The organism is Nocardiopsis sp. iso_186 (assembly GCF_056173365.1).
Window position 1 is genome coordinate 4,697,076 of record NZ_CM149670.1, and the last position, 13,418, is coordinate 4,710,493.

Annotated in this window: 12 protein-coding genes and 1 tRNA gene; 5 read left to right on the plus strand and 8 right to left on the minus strand. The window is 69.3% G+C overall.

The genetic code is table 11. The features are described from left to right. Nucleotides 1-78: 78 nt before the first annotated feature. The 3 genes from glmU to AC0VYP_RS20655 form a co-directional block, all read right to left on the minus strand. Nucleotides 79-1,536, minus strand: a complete 1,458-nt coding sequence (glmU, locus tag AC0VYP_RS20645; RefSeq protein WP_475471327.1) for a bifunctional UDP-N-acetylglucosamine diphosphorylase/glucosamine-1-phosphate N-acetyltransferase GlmU — start codon at nucleotides 1,534-1,536, stop codon at nucleotides 79-81. Nucleotides 1,537-1,860: 324 nt separating this feature from the next. Beyond that, nucleotides 1,861-1,932 (minus strand) — tRNA-Gln (locus tag AC0VYP_RS20650). Nucleotides 1,933-2,103: 171 nt separating this feature from the next. Further along, a complete protein-coding gene (locus AC0VYP_RS20655; protein ID WP_475471328.1) occupies nucleotides 2,104-3,054 on the minus strand; it encodes a helix-turn-helix domain-containing protein in 951 nt (316 codons plus the stop codon). 330 nt (nucleotides 3,055-3,384) lie between these two features. Between AC0VYP_RS20655 and AC0VYP_RS20660 the strand changes: the two genes are divergently transcribed. From AC0VYP_RS20660 to AC0VYP_RS20670, 3 genes are all read left to right on the plus strand, one after another. Then, entirely contained in the window at nucleotides 3,385-4,341 is a 957-nt protein-coding gene (locus AC0VYP_RS20660; protein WP_285757737.1) for an acyl-CoA desaturase, read from the plus strand. A gap of 14 nt (nucleotides 4,342-4,355) precedes the next feature. Next, nucleotides 4,356-5,012 (plus strand): TetR/AcrR family transcriptional regulator, encoded by a 657-nt coding sequence (locus tag AC0VYP_RS20665; RefSeq protein WP_285757739.1) that lies wholly within the window; start codon nucleotides 4,356-4,358, stop codon nucleotides 5,010-5,012. 61 nt (nucleotides 5,013-5,073) lie between these two features. After that, a complete protein-coding gene (locus AC0VYP_RS20670; RefSeq protein WP_285757740.1) occupies nucleotides 5,074-5,583 on the plus strand; it encodes a MarR family winged helix-turn-helix transcriptional regulator in 510 nt (169 codons plus the stop codon). Between the two features lie 31 nt (nucleotides 5,584-5,614). Here AC0VYP_RS20670 and AC0VYP_RS20675 read toward each other — a convergent pair whose 3' ends face one another. The 3 genes from AC0VYP_RS20675 to AC0VYP_RS20685 are packed head-to-tail and all read right to left on the minus strand — an operon-like array spanning nucleotide 5,615 to nucleotide 9,106. Continuing rightward, complete coding sequence (locus AC0VYP_RS20675; protein ID WP_285757741.1) at nucleotides 5,615-7,393, minus strand: ABC-F family ATP-binding cassette domain-containing protein; 1,779 nt, start codon at nucleotides 7,391-7,393, stop codon at nucleotides 5,615-5,617. Between the two features lie 58 nt (nucleotides 7,394-7,451). Continuing rightward, entirely contained in the window at nucleotides 7,452-8,351 is a 900-nt protein-coding gene (locus tag AC0VYP_RS20680; RefSeq protein ID WP_475474319.1) for a transketolase family protein, read from the minus strand. 56 nt (nucleotides 8,352-8,407) lie between these two features. Next, nucleotides 8,408-9,106, minus strand: coding sequence for a transketolase (locus AC0VYP_RS20685; protein WP_285757742.1), 699 nt, complete (start codon nucleotides 9,104-9,106; stop codon nucleotides 8,408-8,410). A 75-nt stretch (nucleotides 9,107-9,181) separates the two neighbouring features. Here AC0VYP_RS20685 and soxR point away from each other — a divergent pair, with 75 nt between their 5' ends. After that, complete coding sequence (soxR, locus tag AC0VYP_RS20690) at nucleotides 9,182-9,643, plus strand: redox-sensitive transcriptional activator SoxR (protein WP_285757937.1); 462 nt, start codon at nucleotides 9,182-9,184, stop codon at nucleotides 9,641-9,643. 9 nt (nucleotides 9,644-9,652) lie between these two features. Here soxR and AC0VYP_RS20695 read toward each other — a convergent pair whose 3' ends face one another. Together AC0VYP_RS20695 and AC0VYP_RS20700 are read right to left on the minus strand one after the other, a co-directional pair. Further along, a complete protein-coding gene (locus AC0VYP_RS20695) occupies nucleotides 9,653-10,312 on the minus strand; it encodes a hypothetical protein (RefSeq protein WP_285757743.1) in 660 nt (219 codons plus the stop codon). Between the two features lie 14 nt (nucleotides 10,313-10,326). Further along, nucleotides 10,327-11,265 carry a 4-(cytidine 5'-diphospho)-2-C-methyl-D-erythritol kinase gene (locus AC0VYP_RS20700; protein WP_285757938.1) on the minus strand — a complete coding sequence of 313 codons (939 nt, stop codon included), beginning with the start codon at nucleotides 11,263-11,265 and terminating at the stop codon, nucleotides 10,327-10,329. Between the two features lie 245 nt (nucleotides 11,266-11,510). Here AC0VYP_RS20700 and AC0VYP_RS20705 point away from each other — a divergent pair, with 245 nt between their 5' ends. Then, the gene (locus tag AC0VYP_RS20705) at nucleotides 11,511-13,388 is read left to right on the plus strand and encodes a serine/threonine-protein kinase (RefSeq protein ID WP_285757744.1); all 1,878 of its coding nucleotides are present in this window, start codon (nucleotides 11,511-11,513) and stop codon (nucleotides 13,386-13,388) included. Nucleotides 13,389-13,418 lie beyond the last annotated feature (30 nt).

Here is a 13,418-nt window from a genome sequence, read left to right on the forward strand (position 1 = left end):
GTGTATTTCCCCCACAGTCTGCTGCCTACTTTCTTCGCCGGCTCAAAGGAGCCGGTTCGGACCGCCCCCGACACGCGCTCAATCGTCACTCCCCGGAAGGCCCCGACCCGCCTGCTCCGCGGCCTGCGCGGACGGCGTCCCAGGACGCTTTCGCTGCACCCACCCCTCGATGATGCGCTGCTGACCGGCGGAGACGGCCAGCGCACCGGGCGGAACGTCCTCGCGGACCACGGTGCCGGCGCCCGTGTAGGCGCCCGCCCCCACGTCAACCGGCGCGACGAACATGTTGTCGCTCCCGGTGCGCGCGTGGTCCCCGATCGTCGTGCGGTTCTTGTTGACCCCGTCGTAGTTGACGAAGACGGAGGAGGCGCCGATATTGACGCCCCGGCCGATGTCGGCGTCGCCCACGTAGGTCAGGTGCGGGACCTTGGACGCCTCTCCGACAACGGAGTTCTTCACCTCGACATAGGTGCCGATCTTGACCCCGCGCCCGAGCCTGGCGCCGGGACGGAGGTAGGCGTACGGGCCGACGGACGCCTCGGGGCCGATCTCGGCCTCGTGGGCGACCGTGTGTCCGACCACGGCGTCGTCGCCGACCCGGGTGTCGCGCAGGAGCGTGGCCGGGCCGACCCGGGCGCCTTCGCCGATCACGGTGTGCCCCTGGAGCTGGGTCTGGGGCTCTACCACCGCGTCACGGCCGACCTTCACCTGGGCGTCCACCCAGGTGGAGGCCGGGTCCACGATGGTGACCCCGTCGCGCATCAGGCGCTCCAGGAGACGGTCGTTGAGCAGGCGCCGGGCCTCCGCCAACTGGACGCGGTCGTTGACGCCCTGGATCTCGACCCAGTCCTCGGCGACAGCCGCGTCCACCCGGTGGCCGTCGCCGCGCAGGATCGCCACGGCGTCGGTGATGTATTCCTCGCCCTTGGCGTTGTCCGTGGACAACCGGTTGACGACCTCGGTGAGCAGCGCGCCGTCGAAGGCGTACATCCCGGAGTTGATCTCGTCCACGCCCAACTGGACCTCGGTGGCGTCGGCGTGCTCGACGATCTCGGTGAAGGCACCGCCGGAGTCGCGCACGACCCTGCCGTACCCGGTGGGGTCGGGGACCCTGGCCGACAGCACGGTGACGGCGTTGCCCGCCGCCTCGTGGGCGGCGACGAGGTCGAGGAGCGTGCGCCCCCGCAGCAGCGGGGTGTCGCCGTAGGCGAGGACGACCGTGCCGGACAGCTCCACCCCTTGCTCGCGCAGTGCCTCGACGGCCATGCGGACCGCATGGCCGGTGCCGTTCTGCTGGTCCTGGACCGCGGTCGAGACGTCGGGCGCGACGTCCTTGAGGTGCTGGGCCACCTGCTCCCTGGCGTGGCCGACCACCACGGTGGTGCGCTGGGGTCGGAGTTCGGCGGCTGCGGCCAGGACGTGTCCCAGCATGCTGCGGCCACAGATCTCGTGGAGGACCTTGGGAAGTCTGGACTTCATGCGGGTGCCCTCGCCCGCCGCGAGGACGATGACGGCTGCCGGACGGCTCACGCTCACTGGCGGAGACTCCTCATGTCGCTGGCGAATGAACTTCTATGGCTCGGCCGGCGGCGGGGACGGCCCGCACGGCCGATGGGCCGCGTCGGCGAAACGGCCTGAGAACACCTGGCCAGGGCACGCTGAGCCCGTCCCCCCTGGGCCGACATGGGCAGCATACAGGTGGGCCGCGCGGCGGGACGGCGCGCCCGGGTGTGGCGTTCGTGATTGATGCGTTACCGACCTGAGACAGCGATAAGGGTCCGAGACCTATGGTCTCGGACCCCGCGCTGTCACAGTGTGAAGTTGTCTACAAAGAAGCGTCTCAGCTGTTCAGCTGCCATGCTCCCGGGCCAGGACTCGAACCTGAAATGTCTGAACCAAAATCAGAAGTGTTGCCGATTACACCACCCGGGAAAGCAGAAGATCTACTATCCGCGAAAACCACAAACTTCCACACCTGCCTCTATTCCCAGACTGCAGGGTGGCACCGCGTCTTGCATGGAACACCATAACGTCTTCGCCCGTTACGGTCACATGGACCGGGCCGAAGCAGGTCTCGACAGATGGCGAGGTCCCCCTCTCCAATCATCCCGACACCGAACCGTCCATCACTTGCTTGGCCAGAGCCTCAATCCGATGATAGAGCTCAGTACTGCGGTACACCTGCACAACCAGACAGCCCTGATAGCTCTCCCCCACGTTCTTGCGCACCGTGCTTGGGTTGTGCCGCTTGATCCAGGGCTTGTTGAAACGTTCCGCCCCTCCTCCGACGACACCTGCCCAGAACTCGGTCGCCGCACCGATGTCGGCTGACTCATGGATGCTCAGCGTGAACCCCAACCGGTCCTTCTCAACGCCCATAGCAGCGAGGAACCGCAAAAAGAGCTTGATCAAACCGGCGTCGCTGTTGACGAAGACCACCCGGTAGTTGCGGTTCCACGGTTTGGCTTTGGTTCCCTCGCACCAGTAGATCGCAGCACCGATGATCAACAGCTCACGTTTGCCGAGCTCGCCCACCACCTCGGCTGCTGCAGCCCTGTCATCGCTCCGTTTGCGAACCGATTCTTGCTGGACTTGTCGCCGGCGAGTACTCGCCGGATCTTCGCAATGCTCCTCCCACTCCTTTTGTGTCATGGCCCGCCCTTCCGGGACCGGCCCCGGATAGGGCTTTTCGGGTTTGGGCAAATCCCTCAGCCACAGGGACAGGCTGCTCTTGGACACCGTCAGCTCGCGGGCGATGGCGTCGTAGCTCCAGCCCTGCCGGCGCAGGTCGAGGGCGCGGGCTCGGAGTTCGGGCTTGGCCCGGTTGGCGAGGTTGCGGTGCTTGGGCTCGACGTGGCCCTGGAGGAGCTGGGTGAGCTTCCAACCGCTCAGGCCGAGCTCGGCGCGGATGCGCGGGTTGCTCCAGCCCCGCTCGCGCAGGTCGATGGCGCGGGCGCGGAGGGCTGCGTCCTGGTTCGAACTCGTGTTCTCTTTCATGGCTTCAGGCTGCACCAGGGATAGGGGGGCCGCCGGCTCGAAAACGGGGTTGTCCACAGCCCCGATCAACCGAAGTAAGTCTTTTCTCACCTTGAAGTGACATGCCGGAAAGTCCGTGACGGAAGGGGCGTGTGTTTCCTCACCCGAAGTGGTCGGGCGACGGACTTGCCAAACCTACGACGCCGTAGGTTACGGTTACGTAGGTAAGAGTCACACGGCGACCGCCGGGCAACCGGGTGGCGCAGGGCATCCCTGTACGCCTCCCACGCCCTTCGAGCTCGCCTGACGCACCCCGATCCTTGTCCGCCGGTCACCACGACCGGTCCGACCTGGGGACGCGGGCGTTCTCACATCGATTTCCACGGCCGTCCCGACCAAGGTGGACACATGACCGCAGCACCCGAGATCAGTCCCGACACAGCGAGGAAGGGCCCCGAGCCGGAGATCCTGGAGGAGAAGCGCGGAAAGGCGGAGCGCTACACCGTCTTCGCGTTCGTCTTCATCCCTCTCCTTGCTGTCGCAGCAGCCGTCCCCTTCGCCTGGGGATGGGGACTGACCTGGACCGACATCATCATCGGCGCGGTCTTCTACATCATCGGCGGCCTGGGCATCACGGTGGGCTTCCACCGGCTGTTCACGCACGGCTCGTTCAAGGCCAACCGGCCGCTGCGCATCGCGATGGCGATCGCCGGCTCGATGGCCATCGAGGGCAGCGTCATCAAGTGGGTGGCCGACCACCGCCGCCACCACAAGTACGCCGACCACGAGGGCGACCCGCACTCCCCCTGGCGTTTCGGCGACGACTGGCGCTCGGTGGCCAAGGGCCTGTTCTACGCGCACATGGCGTGGATGTACCTGGACGAGCAGAAGACCTCGCCCAAGCGTTTCGCCCCCGACCTGTTGAAGGACAAGGACCTCGTCCGCCTCGACAAGTGGTTCGGGCTGATCGTGCTGTTCTCGCTGGCCGCGCCGGCACTCATCGGCGGCCTGGTGACGATGTCGTGGTGGGGCGCGCTCACCGCGTTCTTCTGGGGAAGCCTGGTCCGTGTCGCCGTCCTGCACCACGTGACCTGGTCGATCAACTCCATCTGCCACACCATCGGCGAGGAGAACTTCGAGGTCCGCGACCGCTCCCGCAATGTGTGGTGGCTGGCCATCCCGTCCTTCGGGGAGTCCTGGCACAACCTGCACCACGCCGACCCCACCTGCGCACGCCACGGCGTCCTCAAGGGGCAGATCGACATCTCCGCCCGGGTCATCTGGGCGTTCGAGAAGTTGGGCTGGGCGACCAAGGTCCGTTGGCCCAACGCCGAGCGGCTTGCTGCAAAGCGTGTGAGCGCCTAGGCGGATCGGCCATCATGGAAGCCGTGAGTGAGCAGAAGCCCAGATCCCGCAGAAAGCGCATGACCGGCAAGGAGCGCCGGGAGCAACTTCTCGACGTCGGCAGGGAACTGTTCGCCGAGCGCGGCTTCGACGGCACCTCGGTCGAGGAGATCGCGGCCCGTGCCGGTGTGTCCAAGCCGGTGGTCTATGAGCACTTCGGGGGCAAGGAGGGCGTCTACGCGGTCGTCGTGGACCGCGAGATGCAGTGCTTGCTCGGCATGGTCGGCGACGCGCTGGTCGCCGACCATGCCAAGGACAAGCTGGAGGGCGCGGCGCTGGCGCTGTTGCGCTACGTCGAGGAGCACAGCCAGGGGTTCCGGATCCTGGCGCGGGATTCCCACGCCGCTTCGGGGACGGGGAGTTTCGCGAGTCTGATCAGCGACATCGCGAGTCAGGTCGAGCACGAGTTGGGCGCGGAGTTCAAGGCGCGTGGCTATGACCCCAAGTTGGCGCCGCTGTACGCGCAGTCGCTGGTGGGCATGGTGGCGTTGACCGGCCAGTGGTGGCTGGAGGTGCGCCGGCCCAAGCGTGAGGTGGTGGCGGCGCACCTGGTGAACCTGGCGTGGAACGGGCTGTCGAAGCTGGATGCCAAGCCGCGCCTGGAGGGCGGCGGGCGGCGCCGGGGCGAGTGACCGGTGCGCGGGTTCGGCGGTTCCCGCAAATTATCTCGATGTCAAGAGATATGCTGTGCTCATGCGCGATGAGGTTGACGGTCTGGTCGAGGCGTGGCGCACCGAGCGCCCGGACCTCGATGTGGAGCCGCTCCAGGTGTTGAGCCGGGTGTCGCGCCTTGCCCGGCACCTGGACCGCGCGCGCCGCACGGTGTTCACCCGGCACGACCTGGAGCCGTGGGAGTTCGACGTCCTGGCGGAGTTGCGGCGTTCGGGCGCCCCCTACGAGTTGAGTCCGGGGCGGCTGCTGCGCGCCACCCTGGTCACGTCGGGCACCATGACCAACCGGATCGATCGGCTGGCCGCGGCCAAGCTGGTGGGCCGGTTCCCCGACCCCGCCGACAAGCGGGGGGTGTTGGTGCGCCTGACCGTCGAGGGACGCGAACTGGTGGATGCGGCGCTGGCCGACCTGCTCAGTTACGAGGAGTCGATCCTGGGTGCGATGAGCGCCGTCCAGCGCGGCGAGTTGGCAGCGCTGCTGCGGTCGGTGCTGTCGCCGCTGGACGAGCCCGCCCGCCCCCAGCGAGGGTGAACGGGGCGGGCCGCGTCTCTTCCGGCAGCGGTCACTCCCCCAGTGTCTCGGCCTGGAGCAGCCACGCCTCTTCCAGTTCGTCCTTCTCCGCGCCGAGGGTCTTGAGTTCGGCGTCGAGTTCGGCGAGCCGGGTGTAGTTCTCGGCTGCGGCGGCCATCAGTTCGTGCAGTTCACTCTCGCGGGTGCCGATGCGGTCGATACGCCGCTCGATGCGCTGGAGTTCTTTCTGCGCGGTGCGGCGTTGGGCTGCCGAGAGTTGCGGTTGCCGGTCCGGCTCCGCCTCGACGGCGGACGCGGCGCCGCGGTCCGCGGGGACGGCTCCCGTTTCGGCCGCTTCGCGCCGGGCGAGGTACTCGTCCACTCCGTTGGGGAGGTGGCGCATGGTGCGGTCGCCCATGAGCGCGAAGACCTGGTCGCAGATGCGCTCCAGGAACCACCGGTCGTGACTGACCACCACCAGGGACCCCGGCCAGCCGTCGAGGAGGTCCTCCAGTTCGGTGAGGGTCTCGATGTCGAGGTCGTTGGTGGGCTCGTCCAGGAGCAGGACGTTGGGCTCGTCCATGAGCAGTCGCAACATCTGCAGTCGGCGCCGCTCGCCGCCGGAGAGGTCCCCGATGGGGGTCCACTGGCGATCACCGCGGAAGCCGAAACGCTCCAGCATCTGGCTGGCGGAGTAGTCCTTCTTGCCGATGGTGACGTGTTCGCGGATCTCGGTGACGGCTTCGAGCGGGCGGGCGGTGGGCGAGAGCTCCGCGAGGTTCTGGGAGAGGTGTCCCAGGCGGACGGTCTTGCCGCGCCGGACGGTCCCGGCATCGGGCTCGCGCTCGCCGGCCAGGGCGCGCAGGAGCGTGGTCTTCCCGGAGCCGTTGACCCCGACGAGGCCGATGCGCTCCCCGGGGCCCAGCTGCCATGTCAGGCGCTCCAGGAGGGTGTTGGCGCCGGCGTTGAGGGTGGCGTCCTTGACGTCGATGACGGTCTTACCGAGCCGGGAGCTGGCGAATCGCACGAGTTCGACGGTGTCGCGGACGGGGGGCACGTCGGCGATGAGCGCGTTGGCGGCGTCGATGCGGAACTTGGGCTTGGAGGTGCGGGCGGGCGGGCCGCGGCGCAGCCAGGCCAGTTCCTTGCGCATGAGGTTCTGGCGGCGTTCCTCGGTGGCCTGGGCGAGGCGCTGGCGTTCGGCCTTGGCGAGCACGTAGGCGGCGTAGCCGCCTTCGTAGCGTTCGACGCGTCCGTCCACGACTTCCCAGGTGCGGTTGGAGACGGCGTCGAGGAACCACCGGTCGTGGGTGACGACGACGAGGGCTTCGCGGCGGGCCTTGACGTGCTCGGCGAGCCAGGCGATGCCTTCGATGTCGAGGTGGTTGGTGGGCTCGTCGAGGATGATCAGGTCGTGGGTCTCGATGAGCATCCGGGCCAGGCCGGCGCGACGGCGTTCGCCCCCGGAGAGGCCGGACATGGCCGCACCGAGGTCCCAGCCGGGCAGGAGGCCGCGCAGCACGTCGCGTACGCGGGCGTCGCCTGCCCATTCGTGGTCGGCGCGGTCGCCGATGACGAATTCGGCGACGGTGGTCTCGGGGAAGCTGTCGCTCTGGTGGAGGAAGCCCACGCGCAGGCCGCGGGTGTGGATGACCCGGCCGGAGTCGGGTTGGGTGCGGGTGGACAGCACTGACACCAGCGTGGACTTGCCGCCGCCGTTGCGGCCGACCACGCCGATGCGGTCGCCTTCTTCGATTCCGAGGGAGACGGAGTCGAGGAGGACGAGGGGCCCGTAGGCCAGCGAGACGTCTTGAAGGTTGACGAGGTTCATCGCTGTCTATTGTCGCGGCTGCGGTGGAGTGCCGCGAACGGCGGGCGGCCGGGCCTGGTCAGTCGAGGAAGAAGTCGCGGGCGTGGCGGGCGAGGCCGGCGGTGTCGAGTCCGTGGGCGCGGTCGTGGTCGTCGGGGGCGCCGTAGCCGCGGATCTCGGTGTGGCGCAGGGTCCCGAGGCCGAGTTGGCGGTGGCGGCGGCCGTTGAGGGCCTCCGCGATCTCGTGGGCCGAGGTTCCGCGCAGGTAGGGCTCGACGATCATGACGTCGGCGTGGCCGGCCCGGGCGACGATGCGGCTGAGTCCGGTGCGGTCGAAGGGGCGGACGGTGGCGAGATAGGCCACGGTGACGTCGAGTTCGCGGGTGGCTGCGAGGACGCGGTCGAGCATGGGTCCGACGGCGATGACGGTTCCTGCGGCTCGTCGTGATCCGGAGCGCACCACGACGAGTCCTTGGCCGACCGGGCGTGCTGCGGCGTTTCCCCGGGTGGAGAGCCGGAGGTAGACGCGGTCGCCGCCGGTGAGGGCGGGGGCGAGGAGGCGGGGGACTTCGTCGGCGTGGCCGGGGACGTGCACGGTCCAGCCCGGGAGGGTGTCCAGGAGGGCGATGTCGCCGGGGGCCATGCGGGTGCGGCCCTGTTCGGGGGTGTCGTGGGAGGCGCCGGTGCTGACGAGGACCGCGCCGGCGTCTTGGTGGGTGAGGTCGGTCTTGAGCTGTCCGAAGGCGCGTTCGACGAGGGTGGGGGCGGGGGCGTGGACGACGGGTCGTAGCCCGGTCAGGGCCAGTCCTGCGGCGGTTGTGATCATGAGTTGTTCGCGGATGCCGACGTTGACGACCCGGTTGGGGTGGGTGAGGGCGGTGCGCGCGAAGGGGCCCAGGGCGGTGGCGGCGAGGACGAGGGCGAGTCGGGGGTCGTCGTTCATGGCCCGGTCGAGGGTGTGGACGAATGTCTCGCGCATCCGCTGGATGGTGCCGGCCTTGGTGGTGAGGGTGGTCATTGCGGCTCCTGGATGGGTCAGCGGGGGTGGCGGGCGGCTGTGCGGACGGTGACGGCGAGGGGGCGGCTCTCGTGGGGGGCGGTGAGTGCCTGGTGGAGGGCGTCGTGGTCGCGTCCCGGGGCGGAACGGGTGGCCCAGTCCTCGCGGGCGAAACGGTCGGGGATTTTGCCGGACCGGCCCAGGGGGGATGAACGGCTGTCGATGACGACGGCGGTCAGCGCGCTGAGTCCGAGGCGTGCGGCGGCGGTGATCGCCTCGTGGCTGCTGCCCTCGTCGAGTTCGGTGTCGCCGAGAAGGACGACGACTCGGGCGGCACCGTGGCCCTGGGCACGCAGGCCGAGTGCGGTGCCCACTCCGAGCCCGAGTCCGTGGCCGGGTGAACCGCCGCTGATCTCGACGCCGGGGACGAGGGTGCGGTCGGGACGACGGCCCAGTGGGGAGTCGAACTCCCCCCAGGAACGGAGGGCTGCGGTGTCGATGAAGCCTTTGGCTGCGAGGACTGCGTAGTAAGCGGCCGGGTCGTGGCCTCTGGAGAGCAGGAAACGGTCGCGTGCGGGGTCGGTGGCGGTGGCGGGTGAGATGTCGAGGACGCGGTCGTAGAGGACCCAGAGGACGTCGAGGGTGGTGGTGGCCGCGGCCTGGTGTTTCTTGTTACCGGTGAGGAGGCCGACGAGTGCGGGCAGGTCGGCGTATCTGGAGAGCGTGGTCGCTGGCATAGCGACAGCCTGAAACCTTCAGTTAAGTTGAGGTCAAGGGAGTCGAGACGGCAGGAACAGGGAGTGGCGAGTGAGATGGGTCACCTACCGGTGTTGATCACGATCGGCCAGCTCGCCGAACGCAGCGGGATGGCGCACAGCGCCCTTCGCTTCTATGAGGAGCGGGGGCTGATCTCGTCCACTCGCACGGTGGGCAACCAGAGGCGCTACCACCGCACGACGCTGCGGCGGCTTGCCTTCATCTCTGCGGCGCAGCGGGTAGGTCTGAGCCTGGGCCAGATCCACGCGGCCCTGGCGACGCTGCCGGAGAAGCGCACGCCCACTGCCGAGGACTGGGCGCGCCTGTCCAGCGAGTGGCAGGACGAACTCGACAGCCGCATCGACGCGCTACAGCGTCTGCGCGACCGGCTCTCCTCGTGCATCGGCTGCGGCTGCCTGTCGTTGCGCGCCTGTGGGCTGCGCAACGACGACGACGCACTGGCCTCCCACGGCCCCGGCGCCCCTCTGCTGAAGCCGGCACGCGAGGGCGGGGTGTGAGGCGGTGGGCTACTCCCAGACCGGGGTGGGCCGGGGCTGCCAGCGTTCCACGGGTTCCCCTGTGGTCCCGTCAACGATCTCGCGCCCGGCCAGGGGCTCCTGGAGGACGATGTCGGTGAGCTTGGTGACGAGGGGGTACTCGGTGTTGTCCGGATCGCAGACGCCGGGGTCCTCGGCGAACATCTCCATGACGCCCTGCACGAGGGTGACGGTGACCCGTTCGGGGGTCTCCTCGATCTTGCGCCGCAGCAGCGAGCAGGCGGGGTCCTGGCGTGCCTCCCACATGACCTGGATGGTGCCGTCCTCGACGAGGTAGGCCTCGAAGGACACCGGCTGCTGGTATTCCTCGGCGGCGGGGCGGGGCACGACGTCAACGGCCTGGGTGGTGCCCGCGAGTTTGGGCCCGCGGCTCTCCAGCACGGTGGGCACCATGATGACGCTGGCCATGACCACGGCCAGGACCACGATCCCGCTGAGCATCCGGATCGCGGCCAGCGGGCGTCCCGGGTCGTAGGAGGCGGCGGCCGGGTCGTCCTGGGCCGCCCGGTCCTCCGCGTCGCGGCGCTCCAAGCGGTGGACGAGGAACTGCGGTCGCGCCAGGAACAGGAAGCACAGCGGAAGGACGACCAGCCACAGCCCCATCAGCCACCACGGCCATCCGAACAACATGCGAGACAATCCCCTCAGATCGACGCGGGTGTTGCTTCCAGGATGGTCGCTCCGGGGACCGGACCGTGCGCGGTGACCGTCCCGGCACACTCGGGCAACGCGCGCAGCGCCCTCGCCAGTTCCTGGGCGTGCCCTGCGGAACGGGCGAGGAAGGCGCACGTGGGACCGGAACCCGACACGATGGCGCCCAGTGCGCCGGCCGCCCGGCCCGCGTCGATGGTGTGGCGCAGGTCGGGGCGCAAGGCGAATGCGGCGCGCTGGAGGTCGTTGGTCAGGGCCGCCCCCAGGGCGGGCGCGTCCCCTGCCGCCAGGGCCGTCATGAGGGCGGTGTCCAGGGCGGGAACAGGGGCGTCGGGACGCAGACGGTCGTACTCGGCGAAGACGGTGGCCGTGGAGAGGCCGGCTTCGGAGAGTGCGAACACCCAGTGGAAGAGGCCTTCCGCAACGGCCGGCGTCAGGATTTCGCCGCGGCCGGTGCCCACTGCGGTACCGCCCAGGAGCGGGAACGGAACGTCGCTGCCCAGGTGCGCGGCGATCTCCGCGAGCCGCTCGGGGGCGACCCGACCTCCCCACAATGTGTTGCACGCCACAAGGGCGCCGGCCGCGTCGGCGCTGCCGCCGGCCATTCCGCCCGCCACGGGGATGGCCTTGCGCAGGTGGATGTGCACCGGCCCGGCGGAGGTCACCTCACGTGCGAGGAGGGAGGCGGCGCGGGCCGCGAGGTTGGTGGGGTCCAGGGGGACCCGGGCGGTGTGGGAGTCGATCGCACCGTCGATACTCAGCGTGGCGGAGCCGGGGTGCGCACCAGAGGCCCCCGGCATGACGGTAACCTCGTCGAAGAGCGAGACAGCGTGGAAGACGTTGACGAGATCGTGGTACCCGTCGTCTCGTGCTGGCCCCACCGCTAGCTGGAGGTTCACCTTCGCGGGTACCTGGACGGTTACGGCGGTCATTGCGGTCACGAGTCCTAGATCGTAAAGGAAACCCACCTCCTTGCGCCCCCTCTGAACCGAGGGGCACTTGTGCGGCTCACCCGCGGCACCCAGGATGGTGGGCGGGCCGACAGCGTGTCGCGCTCCGCTGGAACCACTTTCGTAACCACATTCAGGACTCGGTGGCCCGTTCGGTTGGGTATCAGGACACAATGCCCGCTACCTTTGGGGCCAGGCGGAGTTTGGACACCGTCGGGGAGGGTCGCTTGCCGTCGGATGGGCTCCCGAAGAATCTGGAACCGTTGGCAGCCGGAGATCCGGCCACCATCGGTCCCTACGTGCTGGCCGGACGTCTGGGCAGTGGAGGGATGGGAACGGTCTATCTGGGCCGTACCGCTGAGAAGAGCACGCATGTCGCCATCAAGGTGATTCGTCCGGAGTTGGCGTTCGACGAGGCGACGCGCGCCCGTTTCCGTGACGAGATGGAGAACGCCCGCCGGGTGGCGTCCTTCTGCACGGCCAAGGTGCTGGACCACGGCACGTTCGAGAACCGGCCGTACATGGTCACCGAGTACATCGCCGGCACTGCTCTGGCCGAGCACATCTCCACGCACGGGTCGCTGGACTCCAGCACCCTGCACGGCTTCGCCCTGGGCGTGGCCGCTGCGTTGGCCGCCATCCACAAGGCGGGCCTGGTGCACCGGGACCTCAAGCCGGCCAATGTCCTGCTGTCGCTGTCGGGACCGCGTGTCATCGACTTCGGCATCGCCCGCGCTCTCAACACCGTCACCAACCACACCCAGACCGGCATCGTGATGGGCAGTCCCGGCTGGATGGCCCCCGAGCAGTTGCTGGAGGAGAAGGTCACCACCGCGGCCGACATCTTCGCGTGGGGGTGCCTGGTGGCCTTCGCGGGCAACGGCACACACCCCTTCGGCAACGGCGACGCAATGACGCTGGGCAAGCGGATGCTGTTCGCCGAGCCCGTCATCGGCGACCTCGACAGCCCGCTGGACCGCCTGGTTGCGCGGGCCCTGGCCAAGGAGCCGGAGCGTCGGCCCACCGCTCAGGAGCTGCTGCTGGAGCTGGCCGGCGGCGGTTCCGACGACAACGACACCAACGACGCCAACGCCATGGTCAGCCACGCGCTGCACGAGTCCTGGCGGCCCAACCTCCCCCCGCCCGGCTATGGACCGCCCCACCAGGGCGGTCACCAGACGCTCACCGGTATGCGCCACCCCCAGCAGGCTCCCCCGCCGCAGGGCGGACCCATGCCCCAGCAGCCCTATCCCGCGCAGGGGCGCTCCGCACCGATGCAGCAGGGCCCGCCCGCCCAGCATCCCCAGTCCGCTCCCCAAGGGGCGCGGCCCGGGGCTCCGGGAATGCCCCCTTCGCCGCACCGCACCGGCCAGTTCCAGTCGCCGCCGCACCACACCGGGCAGTACCCCGCTCCGCAGCGGCCCGGCCCCACCGGCTCGCATCCGCAGTCCCAGCCCTACGTCCCGCCGGTCCCCCAGCCGCCGCACAACCCCATGCGCCCCGACCGGCGACGCGGACGGTTCGTGGTGATCGCCGCGGTCATCGGGGTGGTGCTGCTGGTCGCGGTGCTGAGCGTGGTCACGGTGCTGGCGTCGGAACGGCTCGACTGGTGGGACTCCAAGGACGACGTCCCCGACAACCAGCAGTCGCAGACGGCTCCCGAGGCGTCAACGTCCCCTGACGCCTCGGCCGGCGCGGACGATCCCGACGGACTGGGCGGCGAGGTGTTCAGCGACGGGGTCGCGGACTTCGCCACCGGGCCGATGGTGTGCGAGAACCCCACGGGTCAGCGCATCCGGATCGAGCAGGGGGCCCGGTACTGCGTTTTCGAGCTGACGGTCGCCAACCGGTCGTCGAGGGTCCTGGAGTTCAGTCCGGAACTGCAGTCGCTGGGCCAGGGCGAGTTCCGGGAGCTCCGCGCCGAGTCTCCGCTGCACGACGAGCGCGATCAGGGGCTGTGGAAGCCGATCCTGCCCGACAGCCGGGTCGAGGGCACGGTGGTCTTCTCCGTGCCCAACGACGTCGAACCCGAATGGCTGGTCCTGCGCAGCACCCCGGACGCCTCTGGTGCGCGCGTTCTCGTGCAGGAGAACCGCCCGGCCTGATCATCCTGCCGGTCGCGGGGCCCGGCCGGG

What these genes read in the sequence shown, in the direction of transcription:
- AC0VYP_RS20700 (WP_285757938.1), bottom strand. Translation starts at nt 11,265, where the DNA reads ATGACCGCCGTAACCGTCCAGGTACCCGCGAAGGTGAACCTCCAGCTA.
- soxR (WP_285757937.1), top strand. Translation starts at nt 9,182, where the DNA reads ATGGGTCACCTACCGGTGTTGATCACGATCGGCCAGCTCGCCGAACGC.
- AC0VYP_RS20665 (WP_285757739.1), top strand. Translation starts at nt 4,356, where the DNA reads ATGGAAGCCGTGAGTGAGCAGAAGCCCAGATCCCGCAGAAAGCGCATG.
- AC0VYP_RS20685 (WP_285757742.1), bottom strand. Translation starts at nt 9,106, where the DNA reads ATGCCAGCGACCACGCTCTCCAGATACGCCGACCTGCCCGCACTCGTC.
- AC0VYP_RS20695 (WP_285757743.1), bottom strand. Translation starts at nt 10,312, where the DNA reads ATGTTGTTCGGATGGCCGTGGTGGCTGATGGGGCTGTGGCTGGTCGTC.
- AC0VYP_RS20680 (WP_475474319.1), bottom strand. Translation starts at nt 8,351, where the DNA reads ATGCGCGAGACATTCGTCCACACCCTCGACCGGGCCATGAACGACGAC.
- AC0VYP_RS20675 (WP_285757741.1), bottom strand. Translation starts at nt 7,393, where the DNA reads ATGAACCTCGTCAACCTTCAAGACGTCTCGCTGGCCTACGGGCCCCTC.
- AC0VYP_RS20660 (WP_285757737.1), top strand. Translation starts at nt 3,385, where the DNA reads ATGACCGCAGCACCCGAGATCAGTCCCGACACAGCGAGGAAGGGCCCC.
- AC0VYP_RS20670 (WP_285757740.1), top strand. Translation starts at nt 5,074, where the DNA reads ATGCGCGATGAGGTTGACGGTCTGGTCGAGGCGTGGCGCACCGAGCGC.